At 71.4% G+C, this 14,074-nt stretch carries 12 protein-coding genes; 4 read left to right on the top strand and 8 right to left on the bottom strand.

Annotated features, from left to right (window positions below):
* Window positions 1-67 precede the first annotated feature (67 nt).
* Entirely contained in the window at window positions 68-427 is a 360-nt protein-coding gene (locus tag MUN74_RS07825) for a DoxX family protein (protein ID WP_244855926.1), read from the top strand.
* Window positions 428-463: 36 nt separating this feature from the next.
* Here MUN74_RS07825 and MUN74_RS07820 read toward each other — a convergent pair whose 3' ends face one another.
* From MUN74_RS07820 to MUN74_RS07810, 3 genes are all read right to left on the bottom strand, one after another.
* Window positions 464-2,128 carry a phytoene desaturase family protein gene (locus MUN74_RS07820; RefSeq protein ID WP_244855925.1) on the bottom strand — a complete coding sequence of 555 codons (1,665 nt, stop codon included), beginning with the start codon at window positions 2,126-2,128 and terminating at the stop codon, window positions 464-466.
* 158 nt (window positions 2,129-2,286) lie between these two features.
* The gene (locus MUN74_RS07815; protein ID WP_244855923.1) at window positions 2,287-3,069 is read right to left on the bottom strand and encodes an ABC transporter permease; all 783 of its coding nucleotides are present in this window, start codon (window positions 3,067-3,069) and stop codon (window positions 2,287-2,289) included.
* 103 nt (window positions 3,070-3,172) lie between these two features.
* Window positions 3,173-4,171 carry an ATP-binding cassette domain-containing protein gene (locus MUN74_RS07810; RefSeq protein WP_244855922.1) on the bottom strand — a complete coding sequence of 333 codons (999 nt, stop codon included), beginning with the start codon at window positions 4,169-4,171 and terminating at the stop codon, window positions 3,173-3,175.
* Window positions 4,172-4,231: 60 nt separating this feature from the next.
* On the opposite strand from MUN74_RS07810, the gene MUN74_RS07805 reads away from it, so the two are divergent.
* On the top strand, window positions 4,232-5,224 hold the full coding sequence (locus MUN74_RS07805) for a helix-turn-helix transcriptional regulator (RefSeq protein ID WP_244855921.1): 993 nt from the start codon (window positions 4,232-4,234) through the stop codon (window positions 5,222-5,224).
* Between the two features lie 23 nt (window positions 5,225-5,247).
* Here MUN74_RS07805 and MUN74_RS07800 read toward each other — a convergent pair whose 3' ends face one another.
* The 3 genes from MUN74_RS07800 to MUN74_RS07790 form a co-directional block, all read right to left on the bottom strand.
* Window positions 5,248-5,640, bottom strand: a complete 393-nt coding sequence (locus tag MUN74_RS07800) for an META domain-containing protein (RefSeq protein WP_244855919.1) — start codon at window positions 5,638-5,640, stop codon at window positions 5,248-5,250.
* Between the two features lie 50 nt (window positions 5,641-5,690).
* Complete coding sequence (locus MUN74_RS07795; protein ID WP_244855918.1) at window positions 5,691-6,479, bottom strand: META domain-containing protein; 789 nt, start codon at window positions 6,477-6,479, stop codon at window positions 5,691-5,693.
* Window positions 6,480-6,553: 74 nt separating this feature from the next.
* Window positions 6,554-7,468 (bottom strand): LysR family transcriptional regulator, encoded by a 915-nt coding sequence (locus tag MUN74_RS07790; protein WP_244855916.1) that lies wholly within the window; start codon window positions 7,466-7,468, stop codon window positions 6,554-6,556.
* A 181-nt stretch (window positions 7,469-7,649) separates the two neighbouring features.
* Here MUN74_RS07790 and MUN74_RS07785 point away from each other — a divergent pair, with 181 nt between their 5' ends.
* A complete protein-coding gene (locus MUN74_RS07785) occupies window positions 7,650-11,291 on the top strand; it encodes a proline dehydrogenase family protein (RefSeq protein WP_244855913.1) in 3,642 nt (1,213 codons plus the stop codon).
* 150 nt (window positions 11,292-11,441) lie between these two features.
* A complete protein-coding gene (locus MUN74_RS07780; RefSeq protein WP_244855911.1) occupies window positions 11,442-13,073 on the top strand; it encodes an FG-GAP-like repeat-containing protein in 1,632 nt (543 codons plus the stop codon).
* Between the two features lie 127 nt (window positions 13,074-13,200).
* Here MUN74_RS07780 and MUN74_RS07775 read toward each other — a convergent pair whose 3' ends face one another.
* Both MUN74_RS07775 and MUN74_RS07770 read right to left on the bottom strand, forming a co-directional pair.
* The gene (locus tag MUN74_RS07775; RefSeq protein ID WP_244855910.1) at window positions 13,201-13,521 is read right to left on the bottom strand and encodes a hypothetical protein; all 321 of its coding nucleotides are present in this window, start codon (window positions 13,519-13,521) and stop codon (window positions 13,201-13,203) included.
* Window positions 13,522-13,527: 6 nt separating this feature from the next.
* Window positions 13,528-14,058: an ATP-dependent zinc protease family protein gene (locus MUN74_RS07770; RefSeq protein WP_244855909.1), complete on the bottom strand. Its 531-nt coding sequence runs from the start codon at window positions 14,056-14,058 to the stop codon at window positions 13,528-13,530.
* Window positions 14,059-14,074: the final 16 nt, after the last annotated feature.

The raw sequence follows: 14,074 nt of genomic DNA, 5'->3' as shown, positions 1-14,074 counted from the left end.
GGCCGTCGGTTAGAGTCACCGATCGTGCGTTACGCACTGATAGTAACCGACCGATCGGAGAATCACCTTGATCATCGCGCTGTGGATCGTCACCGGGCTGCTCGCCCTGCTGTTCGTGATGGCCGGAAGCATGAAGGCCCTGAAGTCCCGCGAAGCGGTGCTCGCGAACATGCCGTGGGTCGAAGAGGTCAACGCCGGCCAGCTCAAGATGATCGGCATCCTCGAGGTGCTCGGCGGCATCGGACTCGTGCTCCCGGCGGCGACCGGCATCCTGCCGTGGCTCACCCCGGTCGCCGCGTTCGCGCTCGCCGTCACGATGGCGTTCGCCGTCGCGCTGCACGTCAAGCGCAAGGAGTCGTTCGTGCCGAGTCTCGTGCTCGGCCTCGTCTCGATCGTGGTCGGCGTCGGCTGGGTGCTGCTCGGCTGAGGTCGTCGGGGTTTCGAGACGTCGCTGCGCTCCTCCTCAACCCGCGAGGGATTCGAGCACGGCCATCGCCGCATTGTGCCCGCCGATGCCGCTCACCGCGCCGCCGCGCACGGCGCCCGATCCGCAGACGAGCACGCGAGGATGCCGCGTCGCGACGCCCCACCGCTCGGCCGGCGTCGCGAGTGCTGCGTCGTCGGCCCACGGCCACGACAGCGGCCCGTGGAAGATGTTGCCACCCGGCATGCGCAGCGCCTCCTCGAGGTCGAGGGTCGTCTTCGTCTCGATGCACGGCCGGCCCGAGGCATCCGTCGCGATGAGGCCCTCCACCGGTTCGGCGAGCACCGAGTCGAGCGAGTCGAGCACGGCGCGCTGCAGGAGCTCGCGGAGCTCGTCGTTGCCGTAGCGCTCGAGCAGCCGGTGCGGCACGTGCAGGCCGAAGACGGTGAGCGTGTGCATGCCGGCCTCGACGAGCTCGGGCGCGAGGATCGACGGGTCGCTCAGCGTGTGGCAGTAGACCTCGCAGGGCAGGGGCGTGGGGATGCCGCCGCGCGACGCGATCGTGAAGGCGGAGTCGAGCTGCGTCGCGAGCTCGTTGACGTGGAACGTGCCGGCGAACGCCTGCTCGGGCACGACCTCGGTGTCGCGCAGGCGGGGGAGCCGGGTGAGGAGCAGGTTGACCTTCACCTGGGCGCCCTCGGGTGCGTGGAGGGCGCGCAGGCGGGCCGCGACGACGGGCGGCACGCTCCCCGGGCCGGCATTCGCAGCGGCATCCGCATCGACGAGTTCGTCGAGCACGGCGGGCGCGACGTTCGCGAGCAGGGTGTGCGCGGTCGCGGTGTGCTCGTCGCCGTGCGCATCGCGGTACCGCACACGGCCGGTCGCCGGGTCGACGCCCAGCACCTCGGCCCCGGTCAGGAGCCGGGCACCGGCGTCGCGGGCCGCGCGTTCGAGCTCACCGGAGACGGCGCCCATGCCGCCGACGGGCACGTCCCAGTCGCCCGTGCCGCCGCCGATCACGTGGTACAGGAAGCAGCGGTTCGCGTCGAGCGACGGGTCGTCGAGGGCGGTGAACGTGCCGATGAGTCCGTCGGTCGCGACGACGCCTCGCACGAGGTCGCTCGTGAAGCGCGCGTCGATCGTGTCGCCGAGCGGGCGTTCGACGAACGCCGCCCAGACGTCGTCGTCGCCCACGAGCGCTCGCGCCTCGGCCCGGGTCGGCAACGGCTCGGTGAGGGTCGGGAAGAGTCGCTCGGCGAGCCGCGCGGTGTGCGCGCCGAACTCGCGCCAGGCGGCCGCGTCGCCGTCGGCGCCGGCTCGTGCGAAGGCTGCCCGGGATGCCTCGGGGCCGGCGTCGCGGTCGACGAGGAGGCCGCGTGCGGGATCGGCGGGATCGGGCGTGTACGACGAGAAGCGGCGCCGCACGAGCTCGATGTCGAGACCGAGGTCGTGGAGGATGCGCTGCGGCAGCAGGCTCACGAGGTACGAGTAGCGGCTGAGCCGAGCGTCGACCCCAGCGAACGCCTCGGCCGAGATCGCCGCGCCGCCCAGGTGGTCGTCGCGTTCGAGCAACAGAACGTCGAGCCCGGCCCGGGCGAGGTAGGCCGCGGCGGTGAGGCCGTTGTGGCCGCCGCCGACGATCACGACGTCGTGGTCGGCGGACTCGTGCTCGGTGCTCGTGTGTTCGGCGCGGGGGAGTGGCATCCTCCGAGCGTAGGCGGCCGACCGGCGCGGTGCCTCCCGGGCCGGCTCGGCCGCTCACGCGTTGCGGGGGTGCTCTCCCGACACTTCGGGCCCTGTTCGGACCTGCAGGCATCGGAAACGCACCCCCGGAGTGGGCCCGGCGACCGGCCCTGCCCAGCTCAGCGGGCCCGGCGCATCGCGCGCACGCCGACGAACACGCCGATCGCGCACGTGATGATCGCGGCGATCGCGCCGCCCACCACGGCGGGCGCCCCGAAGTCGCCCGCGAGCAGCGCCCGCTCGGCGCCGACGAGGTAGCTCAGCGGGTTGACCGCGGCGGCGACCTGCATCCAGCCGGGACCGTCGTCGAGCGGCAGCAGCATGCCCGACAGGATCATGAGCGGGAACAGCAGCGTCTGGTGCACCATCCAGAACATCCAGTCGCGGTTGCGGCAGGCGAGGGCGAGGGAGTAGCTGAGCGCGCCGAAGCCGATGCCGAACACGGCGAGCACCGCGAGGCCGGCGACGAGCCCCGGCACGTCGACGCTGAACCCGAACGGCACGGCCACGAGCACGACGAGCGTGCCCTGGATGACGAGCGGAACGACCTCCTTGAGGGCACGGCCCACGAGCAGGGCGCTGCGTGACAGCGGAGCGACGAGCGTGCGCTCGTGCGAGCCGGTCTGCATCTCGAAGAGCAGGTTCGCGCCCGTCGAGGCCGTGCCGAAGAGGGCGACCATGACGAGGATGCCGGGCACGAACCACTGCAGCGTGCCGGCGACGTCGCCGCCCGCCTCGCCGATGAGGAGCGGGCCGAACAGGCCGAGGAACACGAGCGGCTGCACGAGCGAGAACACGACGCTGAACGGGTCGCGCACGAGCGGCTTCGACTCGCGGGCGAAGACGGCCGCAGTGTCGCGGACGAACCCGGTCGGGCGGGCGGTGGGAGCGATGGTGGTCATGATGGTGGTCCTTTCAGGTGAGTCGAGCTGGTCGAGCGAGTCGAGGAGGAGCGGAGCGACGTCTCGAAACCGTCGTGTGCGCGGTTTCGAGACGCTTCGCTCCTCAACCGGCGAGGGCGAGCTCTTCGGCAGGCTCCGCGTGCGCCGCCTCCTCGCGGAGGCTGCGACCGGTGAGCGCGAGGAAGACGTCGTCGAGCGTCGGCCGGCGGTGCGTGGCGGCGACGACGTCGAGCCCCGCGTCGGAGAGCCCGCGGACGTAGCGCGGCAGTGCCCGGTCGCCGCCGGGAGCCGTCACCGTGACGACCCGTGCGTCGGCGGGGTCGACGTCGCCGCCGACGCGGGCGGCCGCGGCCGCGGCATCCGACGCCGTGTCGAACGTGAGCGTGACGCGATCGCCCGCGAGCGACTGCTTGAGCGCGATCGCCGTGTCGTCGGCGATGACCGAACCGTGGTCCATCACCATGACGCGTTCGGCGAGCTGGTCGGCCTCGTCGAGGTAGTGGGTCGTGAGGAAGATCGTCGTGCCGGTGGTTCGGCGCAGGTCGACGATGTGCTGCCACAGGTTGGCGCGGCTGTGCGGGTCGAGCCCGGTCGACGGCTCGTCGAGGAACAGCAGACCCGGCCGGTGGATGAGCCCGAGCGCGATGTCGAGACGGCGCTTCTGCCCGCCCGAGAGCTGCTGCACCGTGCGGTTCGCGACCTGCCCGAGCTCGAGCGACTCGATGAGCTCGGCGGAACGGGCGCGGGTCTCGCGGCGGCCGAGCCCGTAGAACGCCCCCTGCGCGTGCAGCTCGTCGCGAACCCGCTGGGTGTGGCCGCCCGAGCTGCCCTGGCCGACGTAGCCGATGCGTCGGCGCACGCCCGCCGCGTCGGTGCGGATGTCGCAGCCGGCGACCCTCGCCTCGCCGCTCGTCGCGGGCAGGAGGGTGGTCAGCATGCGGAGGGTCGTCGACTTGCCGGCGCCGTTCGGGCCGAGGAACGCGACGAGTTCGCCCTCGCCGACGGCGAGGTCGAGGGAGCGGACGGCCTCGACGGTCTGCCCCTTCGAGCGGAACGTCTTCGTGAGGCCCTGGGCGGAGATCATCTGGTTCGTGTTCGTCATGAGCCCAGCTTCTCGATCAATCCGGTCACTTTCCGTCCGCATTGGCGAGAGAATCGGAACATGGCCGCAACCACCTCGAGGACCCTCGAACTGCTCTCGCTGCTGCAGAGCCACCGGCACTGGTCGGCGCGCGAACTCGTCGACCGCCTCGGTGTGAGCGACCGCACCCTGCGCCGCGATGTCGAGCGCCTGCGCGAGCTCGGCTACGGCATCGAGTCGCTGCGCGGCAGTGCCGGCGGCTACCGTCTCGAGGCCGGCACCGGGTTGCCGCCTCTGCTCCTCACCGACGACGAGGGCGTCGCGATCGCGCTCGGTCTGCGCTCCCAGGCGACGGCAGGGCTGCGCGGCGCCGAGCACACCACGCTCTCGGCGCTCGCGAAGATCGAGCAGGTGCTCCCGCCCGCCCTGCGCCGGCGCATCGAGGCACTGCAGTCCCACACGGCGGCCGGGCCGGGCACCGGCGCGCGGAACCGCGCGGGCCGGCCGTCACCCGAGGTCGACACCGACCTGCTCGGCCTCCTCGCACTCGCCTGCCGCGACAGCGAACGGCTGCGATTCCGGTACACGGATGCCTCGGGCGCGGCGTCGGCGCGAAGCGTCGAGCCGTACCGGCTCGTACCGGTCGCACGGCGCTGGTACCTGCTCGCCTGGGACCGCGATCGCGACGACTGGCGCACGTTCCGGCTCGATCGCATCAGCGACGTGTTCCCGACCCGGGTGCGGTTCGACCCGCACGTGCTCTCCGAGGACGACGCCCGCGAACGCGTCGAACGGGCCGTGCGCTATCGACGCCGCGTGATCACGGCGCGCGTGGTCGTCGACCTGCCGCGCGACGAACTCGTGGAGCACCTCGGCTGGTACGGCCGCGAGGTCGAGGCCGTCGATGCGACCCGTTGCGCGTGGCCGCTCGAGGCCGACTCCGTGGAGGTGCTCGCCTCGGCGCTCATGTGGCTGCCGCCCGGCGCACGTTACCGCGTCGAGGGATCGGCCGAACTCCAGGAGTTCCTCGCCGCGCAGGCGACGCGATTCGCCGCGGCATCCGCGGCGGCCTGACGAAGGCGGGCTGACCAACCGGCTCAGTCGGCCCGCTCGAGGGTGCCGATCTCGTACCCGTCCTGGCCGAGCACGGTCATCGTGTCGTCGCCGACCGTGGCCTCGTCGAGGCCGGCGAGCCAGGTGTCGACGTCCTCGCAGGCCATCATCGTCGATGCGACGTTCTCGAAGTGGACGTGGTCGGACTCGTCGACCGTCCACGTGCCGCTCAGTTGATTGCAGCCGTCGGTGCCGCTGAAGTCGCCGCCGTCCTCGAGCACGAGCGACGGTGCGGTGGCGTCCGAGGTGTCGCCCCAGGTGCCGGCCGGATCGACCGATCCGCCCTTCACCGACCCCTCCATGCCGAGGCATCCCGTCAAGAGCAACAGCACGACCGCGGCGCCCGAAGCGAGCGCGGCCCCCCGAATGATCGCCATGGCGGTCAGGGTAGTCCTCGGCAACGGCCGGCGCCATGCCCCGAACTGGGCTATGCCGTGCGGGGGAGCGTCGCGACGACCGCGTCGTGGTCGTCGTAGACGGTGAGGGTGTCGCCGTCGACCGAGGCGGAGTCGAGCTGCGCGAGCGACTGGTCCACACCGTCGCACGCCACCAGCGTCGACGCCATCTGGTCGAACTCGATGCGATCGCCGTCCTCGGGCTCCCAGCGTCCGGTGAGCGAGTTGCAGCCGTCGCTGCCGGTCACGGTGCCGTCGGCGGCGATCACGAGGAACGCCTGCTGCGCGCCGTCGGTGCCCCAGGTGCCGACGAACGCGCTCGTGGCGCCGGCGTCGGTCGGTGCTGGGGAGCCGGTGCCGCCCGCCGGTTCGGCCGACGTGCGCTCGAGCACGCCGAGCTCGACGTCGTCGTCGCCGAGCACGGTCATCGTGTCACCGTCGATCGTGGCCTCGTCGAGTCCCGACAGCCAGGTGTCGACGCCCTCGCACGCCATGCGGGTCGAGGCGACGTCGTCGAACTCGATGCGGCCGGGGCCCTGGTCCTCCCAGCGGCCGGTCAACAGGTTGCAGCCGTCGGTGCCGGTGAGCGTGCCGTCGGCCGCGAGCGAGAGCGACGGCGACGAGGCGTCGGACGCGTCGCCCCACGTGCCCACGGCGCTCGACGCGGTCGGCGTCGGCGACGAGGCATCCGACCCGCCTGGACCGCCCGGGCTCGCGCAACCCGCCGCGAGGGCGATCGTCGCAAGGGCGACGGACGCGAAGCCCAGTGCGCGGCCGAATCGGCGGCCGACCTGGCGATTCCCGAGCTGCATCGGTTCCATGGGCCGAGCGTAGTCCTCGGACCCGCTCACCGCACCGATCCGCCGTGCGGATGGAGCGTCTCCTCGGACGGGCATCACTCCGTGGCGGGCGTCACGGTCGCGCGCGCGGCTCGGGCGAGCGCGTCGCGACAGGCGACGACCGCGGGGCGGGCCGCGGCGGCGTGCCTGGTCGAGGTGAACACCTCGCGCACGGGATGCCCCGGCAGGTCGACGAGGCGCACGCTCGGCGCCTCACCCGCCCACACGAGGTCGGGCAGCACGCCGACGGCGTTGCCCGAGCGGATGAGGCGGATGTGCGCCATCAGGTCGGCGGTCTCGAAGCGCACGTCGGGTTCGAAGCCCGCTTCGCGGCACAGCTGCTCGGCCCACTCGCGTGACGCGGTACCCGCGGGTTCGAGCACCCAGGGCAGGGATGCGGCGCCGGCGAGCCCCGTCTCGCCGATGGCTGCCGTGGGATGCGGCGGCAGCGCGAGCCGGATCGTGTCGGCGGCGAGGTGCACGCGGTCGAGCTCGGCGCGGTGCGCCCGGGTGTGGCCCGGGTACTGCTCGGCGATCACGAGGTCGAAGTCGCGGGCGGCCACCTCGAAGAGGCCGACGTCGGGCTCGCGTTCGGTGATCTCCACTCGCAGCGCCGGGTGCTCGGCGCGCAGCAGCGTGAGCGCCTGCGGCACGACCGCGTGCGCCGCCGACTGGAACACCGCGATGCGTACGGTTCCGCCGACCGACGTGAGCGACCGGGCGACGTCGGACTCCGCCTCCTCGAGCCGGTCGAGGATCGCGCGGGCGTGCTCGACGAGCACGAGCGCCTGCGGGGTCAGTTGCACCCGCCGGCCGACCTGCACGAGCAGCGGGACGCCCGCCTCGCGCTCGAGGAGGCTGAGCTGCTGCGACACCGACGACGGGCTGTACGAGAGGGCTTCGGCGACCGCGGCGAGCGTGCCGCGCTGGCTCAGTTCGACCAGCAGGCGCAGGCGTCGCACGTCGAGCATGGGCTTCGCTCCCGGGTCGGTCGAGACGGTTCGCCGACTTACTCAACGACCGTTCGGTTTCACTGAACAGTATGCATCGGAATCATTCGCTGTACCCGAAGGATAACCCGGACGCACACTTGAAGCGACAGGCGTGCGAACCCCCGGCGCGCCCGAAGAAAGGGACACTACCCTCGTGACCATGTCGAACGCCGCCACTGACGCACGGCCGAACACCGATCACGTCGTCGCCCTCGTGCGACGCTGGCTCGAAGAGAGCGCGAACCATCCCGTCGACCCCGCCGCCGAGCGCCTCGCCGGCGTGCTCAAGGACCCCAATGGCCTCGCCTTCACCGTCGGCTTCGTCGACGGCGTCATGCGCCCCGAAGACCTCGGCGTCGCCGGCCGCAACCTCGCACAGGTCGCGAAGCTCACCCCGAAGTTCCTGCCCTGGTACCTGAAGGCCGCGATCCGACTCGGCGGGGTCGTCGCGCCCGTGCTGCCCTGGGTCGTCATCCCGATCGCGCGCCGCGTGCTGCGTGCCATGGTCGGCCACCTCGTGCTCGACGCCACCCCGGCGAAGCTCGGCCCGGCGATCGCGAAGCTGCGCGAGTCGGGCAACCGCCTGAACCTCAACCTCCTCGGCGAGGCCGTGCTCGGCGAGGACGAGGCCGACCGGCGCCTCAAGGGCACCTACGAGTTCCTTGCACGCGACGATGTCGACTACGTGTCGATCAAGGTGTCGTCGGTCGTGAGCCAGCTCTCGATGTGGTCGTTCGACGAAGCCGTCGCGAAGGTCGTCGCGAAGCTCACGCCGCTCTACGAGCTCGCCGCCGCCGGCAGCGCGAAGGGCAAGGCCAAGTTCATCAACCTCGACATGGAGGAGTACCGCGACCTCGACCTCACGATCGCGGTCTTCACGACCCTCCTCGACCAGCCGCAGCTGCGCGGCCTCGAGGCGGGCATCGTGCTGCAGACCTACCTGCCCGACGCGCTCGGCGCGATGCAGGAGCTCACCGCGTGGGCGCGGGCCCGTCGCGCCGACGGCGGTGCGCCCATCAAGGTGCGCATCGTCAAGGGCGCGAACCTCGCGATGGAGCAGGTCGACGCCGCCGTGCACGACTGGCCGCTCGCGACCTACTCGTCGAAGCAGGACTCCGACACGAACTACAAGCGCGTGCTCGACTGGTCGATGACCCCCGAGCGCGCCGACGCCGTGAAGCTCGGCGTCGCCGGCCACAATCTCTTCGACGTGGCGCACGCCTGGCTCACCGCCCGCGAGCGCGGCGTCGAGGACCGCGTCGAGTTCGAGATGCTGCTCGGCATGGCGACCGGCCAGGCCGAGGCGGTGCGCGGCGACGTCGGCAACCTGCTGCTCTACACGCCCGTCGTGAACCCGTCCGAGTTCGACGTCGCGATCGCCTACCTGATCCGTCGCCTCGAGGAGAACGCGAGCCAGGAGAACTTCATGTCGGCCGTGTTCGAGCTCGGTGCCGACCGGCGCCTGTTCGAGCGCGAGCGCGAGCGGTACCAGCGCTCGCTCGACGCCCTCGAACGGGATGCCTCGGCGCCGGCGCCGAACCGCACCCAGAACCGGCACACCGAGTGGGAGGGCGACGCGCTCGCCACCGCGATGGCCACCGCCGAGGCGCCCGCGCCCGGCAGCGAGCACGAGGGTTCGCTCACGAGCGTCGTGCTCGGCATCACGCGCGGCTCGGCCGGGGAGGGACTCGCGCCCGAGGCATCCTCGTCGGACCGGACGGATGCACCCGGAGCCGTGACCGGCCCCGGCGTCACGCCCGGTTTCCGCAACGAGCCCGACACCGACCCGGCGCTCGCGGCGAACCGCGAGTGGGGTCGCCGCATCCTCGCGAAGGTGCCCGAGACGCGCCTCGGCCTCGACGCCATCGCGGCCGCCCGCGTCGACGACGAGGCATCCCTCGAGCGCATCATCGCGACCGTCGCCGAACGAGGCAAGGCGTGGGGCGAGCTGCCCGGCGCCGAGCGCGCCGCCGTGCTGCACCGCGCGGGCATCGCGCTCGCCGCGAACCGCGACCGGCTCATCGAGATCATGGCCGCCGAGACCGGCAAGACGATCGCCGAGGCCGACCCCGAGATCAGCGAGGCGATCGACTTCGCGCACTACTACGCCGAGCGGGCTCGCGAGCTCGACCACGTGCAGGGTGCGACCTTCGTGCCGTCTCGCCTGACGGTGGTCACCCCGCCGTGGAACTTCCCCGTCGCGATCCCCGCCGGCGGCGTGCTCGCCGCGCTCGCCGCGGGCTCGGGCGTCATCATCAAGCCCGCGAAGCTCGCGCAGCGTTCGGGTGCCGTCATGGTCGAGGCGCTGTGGGAGGCGGGCATCCCGAAGGACCTGCTCGCCCTCGTCGACATCGGGGAGCGGGAGCTCGGCAAGGAGCTCGTCTCGCACCCGACCGTCGACCGGGTCATCCTCACCGGCGCGTACGAGACGGCGCAGCTGTTCCGGTCGTTCCGCCCCGACCTGCCGCTCCTCGCCGAGACGAGCGGCAAGAACGCGATCATCGTCACGCCGTCGGCCGACCTCGACCTCGCGGCCTCCGACGTCGTGAAGAGCGCGTTCGGCCACGCCGGCCAGAAGTGCTCGGCGGCGTCGCTCGTCATCCTCGTCGGGTCGGTCGCGAAGTCCGAGCGGTTCCGCCGCCAGCTCGTCGACGCGGCGACCTCGCTGCGGGTCGGCTACCCGGCCGACGCGCAGAGCCAGATGGGCCCGATCATCGAGCCCGCGAACGGCAAGCTGCTCAACGCCCTCACCGAGCTCGGCATCGGCGAGGAGTGGCTCGTCGAGCCGAAGCAGCTCGACGACACCGGCAAGCTGTGGTCGCCCGGTGTGAAGACCGGCGTCGCGCCCGGCTCGTACTTCCACCTCACCGAGTTCTTCGGGCCGGTGCTCGGCATCATGCACGCTCGCGACCTCGACGAGGCGATCCGCTTCCAGAACGCGGTCGACTACGGCCTCACCGCGGGCCTGCACTCGCTCGACTCGGAGGAGCTCGCGACGTGGCTCGACCGCGTCGAGGCCGGCAACCTCTACGTCAACCGCGGCATCACCGGCGCGATCGTGCAGCGCCAGCCCTTCGGCGGCTGGAAGAAGTCGGCCGTCGGCGCCGGCGCCAAGGCGGGCGGCCCCAACTACCTGTTCGGACTCGGCGACTGGGTGCCCGAGCACGGCAGCGCCTCGAAGTCGCTGCACCTGCGCGGGCTCGAGCGTCGCGTGACCGAGCTCATCGAGGCCGCCCAGTCGGCGCTCGACTACGACTCGTTCGAGGTGCTGCGCCGGTCGGCCCTCTCCGACGAGGTCGCCTGGGCGGAGGAGTACGGCACCACCCGCGACGTGTCGGGCCTCGGCGTCGAGCGCAACGTGTTCCGCTACCGCACGCTGCCCGTCGCGGTGCGCATCGGCGAGCAGGCCTCGCTCGCGGAGGGTCTCCGCGTCATCGCGGCCGGCCTCCTCGCGAAGGCGCCGTTCACGGTGTCGAGCGGCGTCGAGCTGCCGAAGAACGTGCGCACGGTGCTCTCGGCGCGCGACGTGCGCGTCGTGCGCGAGAACGACCGCGACTGGCTCGAGCGGGTGCGCTCGAACCGAGCGACCGCGCTCGGCGGTGCGAGCCGCGTGCGGCTCGTCGGCGGGGATGCCTCGGCGCTCGCGTCGGCCCTCGGCGGCACGCCCGACGTGGCCGTGTGGTCGCACCCCGTGACCCCGTCGGGTCGCGTCGAGCTGCTGCCGTTCCTGCACGAGCAGGCGATCTCGATCACGAACCACCGCTTCGGCAACCCGACGACGCTCTCGGACGGGGTCATCTAGCCTGCGCGGGCCCGGCTCCGTGTGATGCGAGCACGGTGCCGGGCCGGATCGTCGTCATCGTCGAGATCCGTGGTCGTTCGAACGGGCTCGGTCGACTATGTTCGGATCACCACCGACCCGACGATGGAGTTGCCCGTGTCCCTACCCGCGATGGGTTCTGCGAAGAGGCGCGGCCTGCTCGCCTCGCTCGGCGTGCTCGTGCTGGCCCTCACCCTGACCGCTCCGCTCGTTCCCGCGGCCGCCGCCGGCACCGTCTCCATCTCCGGAGTGATCGTCGACTCGGCAGGAGTGCGGGCTGCAGGTCAGAACGTCGCGGCGTACCTTCCCGACGGAGGCGCCGGCTGGGGTAAGCGTGTGAGCGCGACGAACGCGGCTGCCGACGGTACGTTCCGCCTCACCGGCCTCGAGGCCGGGCGGAAGTATCGTCTGAGAACCGAGTGGTCCGACTGCTGTGCGCAGGAGAACCTCAAGCCCTCGTTCTCGGGCTTCGCCACCAAGGACCCCGTCAACTCGATGACCAGGGAACCGGCGCTCGCCGGGCTGTTCACCCCGGGCACCTCGGGCCTGACCGGCGTCACGTTTCGGCTCGAACCGTCGACGGTCATGACCGGCCGTGTCGTCAGGCAGGACGGCACGCCGCTCGCGGGTGTCGAACTCGATATCCTCGCGCACACGACGCAGCGGGATATCTACCGATACGGTTCGCACGTCTTCGCGTCGCAGGCCGTCAGCAAGGCCGACGGGACGTTCCGGGCGACGGGGTTGGAGTACCTGGGCTCGGAGTTGCTCGGCCATTTCGTGCGCGTCACCACGCCGAACGGACATCAAGCGTTCGTCGGATCGGATACCTCGGGTCTGGTCCCCGTCGATCAGGCGCGGATCTTCGCGAAGTCGTCGACCGGCACCTCGGGCGTCAAGGTCATGGTTCCGAACGTGAAGCGGCCCGTCGAACAGATCGTGCTGGGGCGTCCGCTCACGGCAACGGGGGACCGATACGGGGAGATCATCGCAGTCGGCTCGGGAACGCTCTCGGTCTTCTCCCTCAGCAGGTCGACGGGCAAGGTCGGCACGTCGTATGCCCTGCGCACCGGCTTCGGCGACGAACAGGTCTACGCGCCGGGCGACTGGGGCGGCGTCGCACGCGACTGGCTCGAGAACGAGAATCCCGCGTATTCCCACTTCGAGTACTACGACGACCTCGTCTCGGTCGACACGCGCGGCGACATGTGGCTCTACGAAGGTGATGGCCATGCGACCCTGCGCAAGCCGAAGCGCATCGGGTGGGGTTGGTCGGGCTATCGTGTGATCCCTGTCGGCGACGTCAGCGGTGACTACATCCCCGACTTGCTCGCCATCGATCGCGACGGGTACCTCAAGTTGTACCGGGGCGACGGCAAGGGCGGCTTCCTCTACCCCTACCCGAGGATCGGCAACGGCTGGAAGGGCTTCGACCTCTACTCCGCCGGTGATCTCAACCGCGACGGACGGAACGACATCCTGTCGGTGGACTCGAGCGGCCGCCTGTGGATGTACGCCGGCAACGGGGTCGGCAGTCGAGGCAACGGCACGTTCGCCATGCGCAAGCAGGTGGGCTCGGGCTGGGGAGCCTTCACCGTTGGCGCCGGCGCCGACATCGACGGCTACTACAAGGAAGGCTACGGCGACGTGAACGGCGCCGCCGACATCGTCGGTCGCAAGGACGCGACCGGCGAACTGTTCCTCTTCTCCGGTCGGGGCGACGGAGGGTTCAAGGCCGCCAAGCTCATCGCAACCGGCTGGTAGCCCTCGCCGATCGCGAATTGCGGTAGCGGATGTCGGCTTCGGTTACAGGATGACGCGGTCGGCACCCCTGTATGCGGGGGTGCTTGCCGCCTCGTCCTGTAAGTGCGGGGTCGAGACCGTTCTGTCGCTACTCCGGCCGCGCGGGGTCGTCGTCGACCTCCCAGTCCGCCCGCGGCCAGTGGGAGGGGAGTTCGCCCGCGGTCCGTCGGTGAACAGCGCCGTGTTCATCGACGCTGATGCGCAGCGTCCGCGTGAGGATCGGATACGTCGGCGCCCCGGAGAGCCAGTAGATCGGGTTGACCAGCTCGACGAGCATGCGCCAAGCCGGCGGTGTCGCGGAGTGGGTCATCGTCATCTCGAACGCCGACTGTTCGACGACGTCCCAGCCCTGGTTCATCCGCGCCAGCATCTCGCCTCGAAGCAATGCGGTGCGGGCGCCCTCGTTCACGTCGTGTCAGCGCCCGCGATTGCGGCGACGGATGCCCCGGGGTGCGCGTCCGCCGATGAACGACTGGGCCGAGTCGACGACGAAGCCCTGGCGCAGCGCCTCGCGGCCGATGAGCATGCGGAACCCCATCTCGTCGCGGTTCGTGAGCGTCACCTCGGCGGTCACGGTGCGACCCTGCAGCACGACGTCCATGAGCACGACGATTCGCTCCTCGGTGTGACCCGACGAGCTGCGCACCTGACGTCGGTCGTGCACCGGCAGCTCGACGACGACGGCGTCGTCGTCGCTCTCCTGCCACGGGCGCACGCCGAAGCGGACACGGCCGAGGGGCGCCTCTGCAGCGGCATCCGCGCCGCCTGACGACCCGGCCGCCTGGCCGGCCGGAAGCTCCTCGACGTCGAACGCGTGCAGCGACGACGACCGCGCGCCGGTGTCGAGTTTCGCCTTGATCCACGGCACGCCCAGCGCCGGCAACGAAACCCATTCGCGCCATCCCGCGATGGTGCTTGAATGGGAGATCTCAGTCACATCGTCCATCTTGGCAGGGCACCAC

This window comes from Agromyces sp. H17E-10 (assembly GCF_022919715.1).
Lineage (GTDB): Bacteria > Actinomycetota > Actinomycetes > Actinomycetales > Microbacteriaceae > Agromyces.
Note: the sequence above shows the minus strand (reverse complement) of the source record. Positions and strands in the feature narration are given on the sequence as shown.

Bases quoted from the DNA above. Each gene is read 5' to 3' on its own strand.
- MUN74_RS07790 (WP_244855916.1), bottom strand. From the start codon at position 7,468: ATGCTCGACGTGCGACGCCTGCGCCTGCTGGTCGAACTGAGCCAGCGC.
- MUN74_RS07815 (WP_244855923.1), bottom strand. From the start codon at position 3,069: ATGACCACCATCGCTCCCACCGCCCGCCCGACCGGGTTCGTCCGCGAC.
- MUN74_RS07810 (WP_244855922.1), bottom strand. From the start codon at position 4,171: ATGACGAACACGAACCAGATGATCTCCGCCCAGGGCCTCACGAAGACG.
- MUN74_RS07800 (WP_244855919.1), bottom strand. From the start codon at position 5,640: ATGGCGATCATTCGGGGGGCCGCGCTCGCTTCGGGCGCCGCGGTCGTG.
- MUN74_RS07770 (WP_244855909.1), bottom strand. From the start codon at position 14,058: ATGGACGATGTGACTGAGATCTCCCATTCAAGCACCATCGCGGGATGG.
- MUN74_RS07780 (WP_244855911.1), top strand. From the start codon at position 11,442: ATGGGTTCTGCGAAGAGGCGCGGCCTGCTCGCCTCGCTCGGCGTGCTC.
- MUN74_RS07785 (WP_244855913.1), top strand. From the start codon at position 7,650: ATGTCGAACGCCGCCACTGACGCACGGCCGAACACCGATCACGTCGTC.
- MUN74_RS07820 (WP_244855925.1), bottom strand. From the start codon at position 2,128: ATGCCACTCCCCCGCGCCGAACACACGAGCACCGAGCACGAGTCCGCC.
- MUN74_RS07805 (WP_244855921.1), top strand. From the start codon at position 4,232: ATGGCCGCAACCACCTCGAGGACCCTCGAACTGCTCTCGCTGCTGCAG.
- MUN74_RS07795 (WP_244855918.1), bottom strand. From the start codon at position 6,479: ATGGAACCGATGCAGCTCGGGAATCGCCAGGTCGGCCGCCGATTCGGC.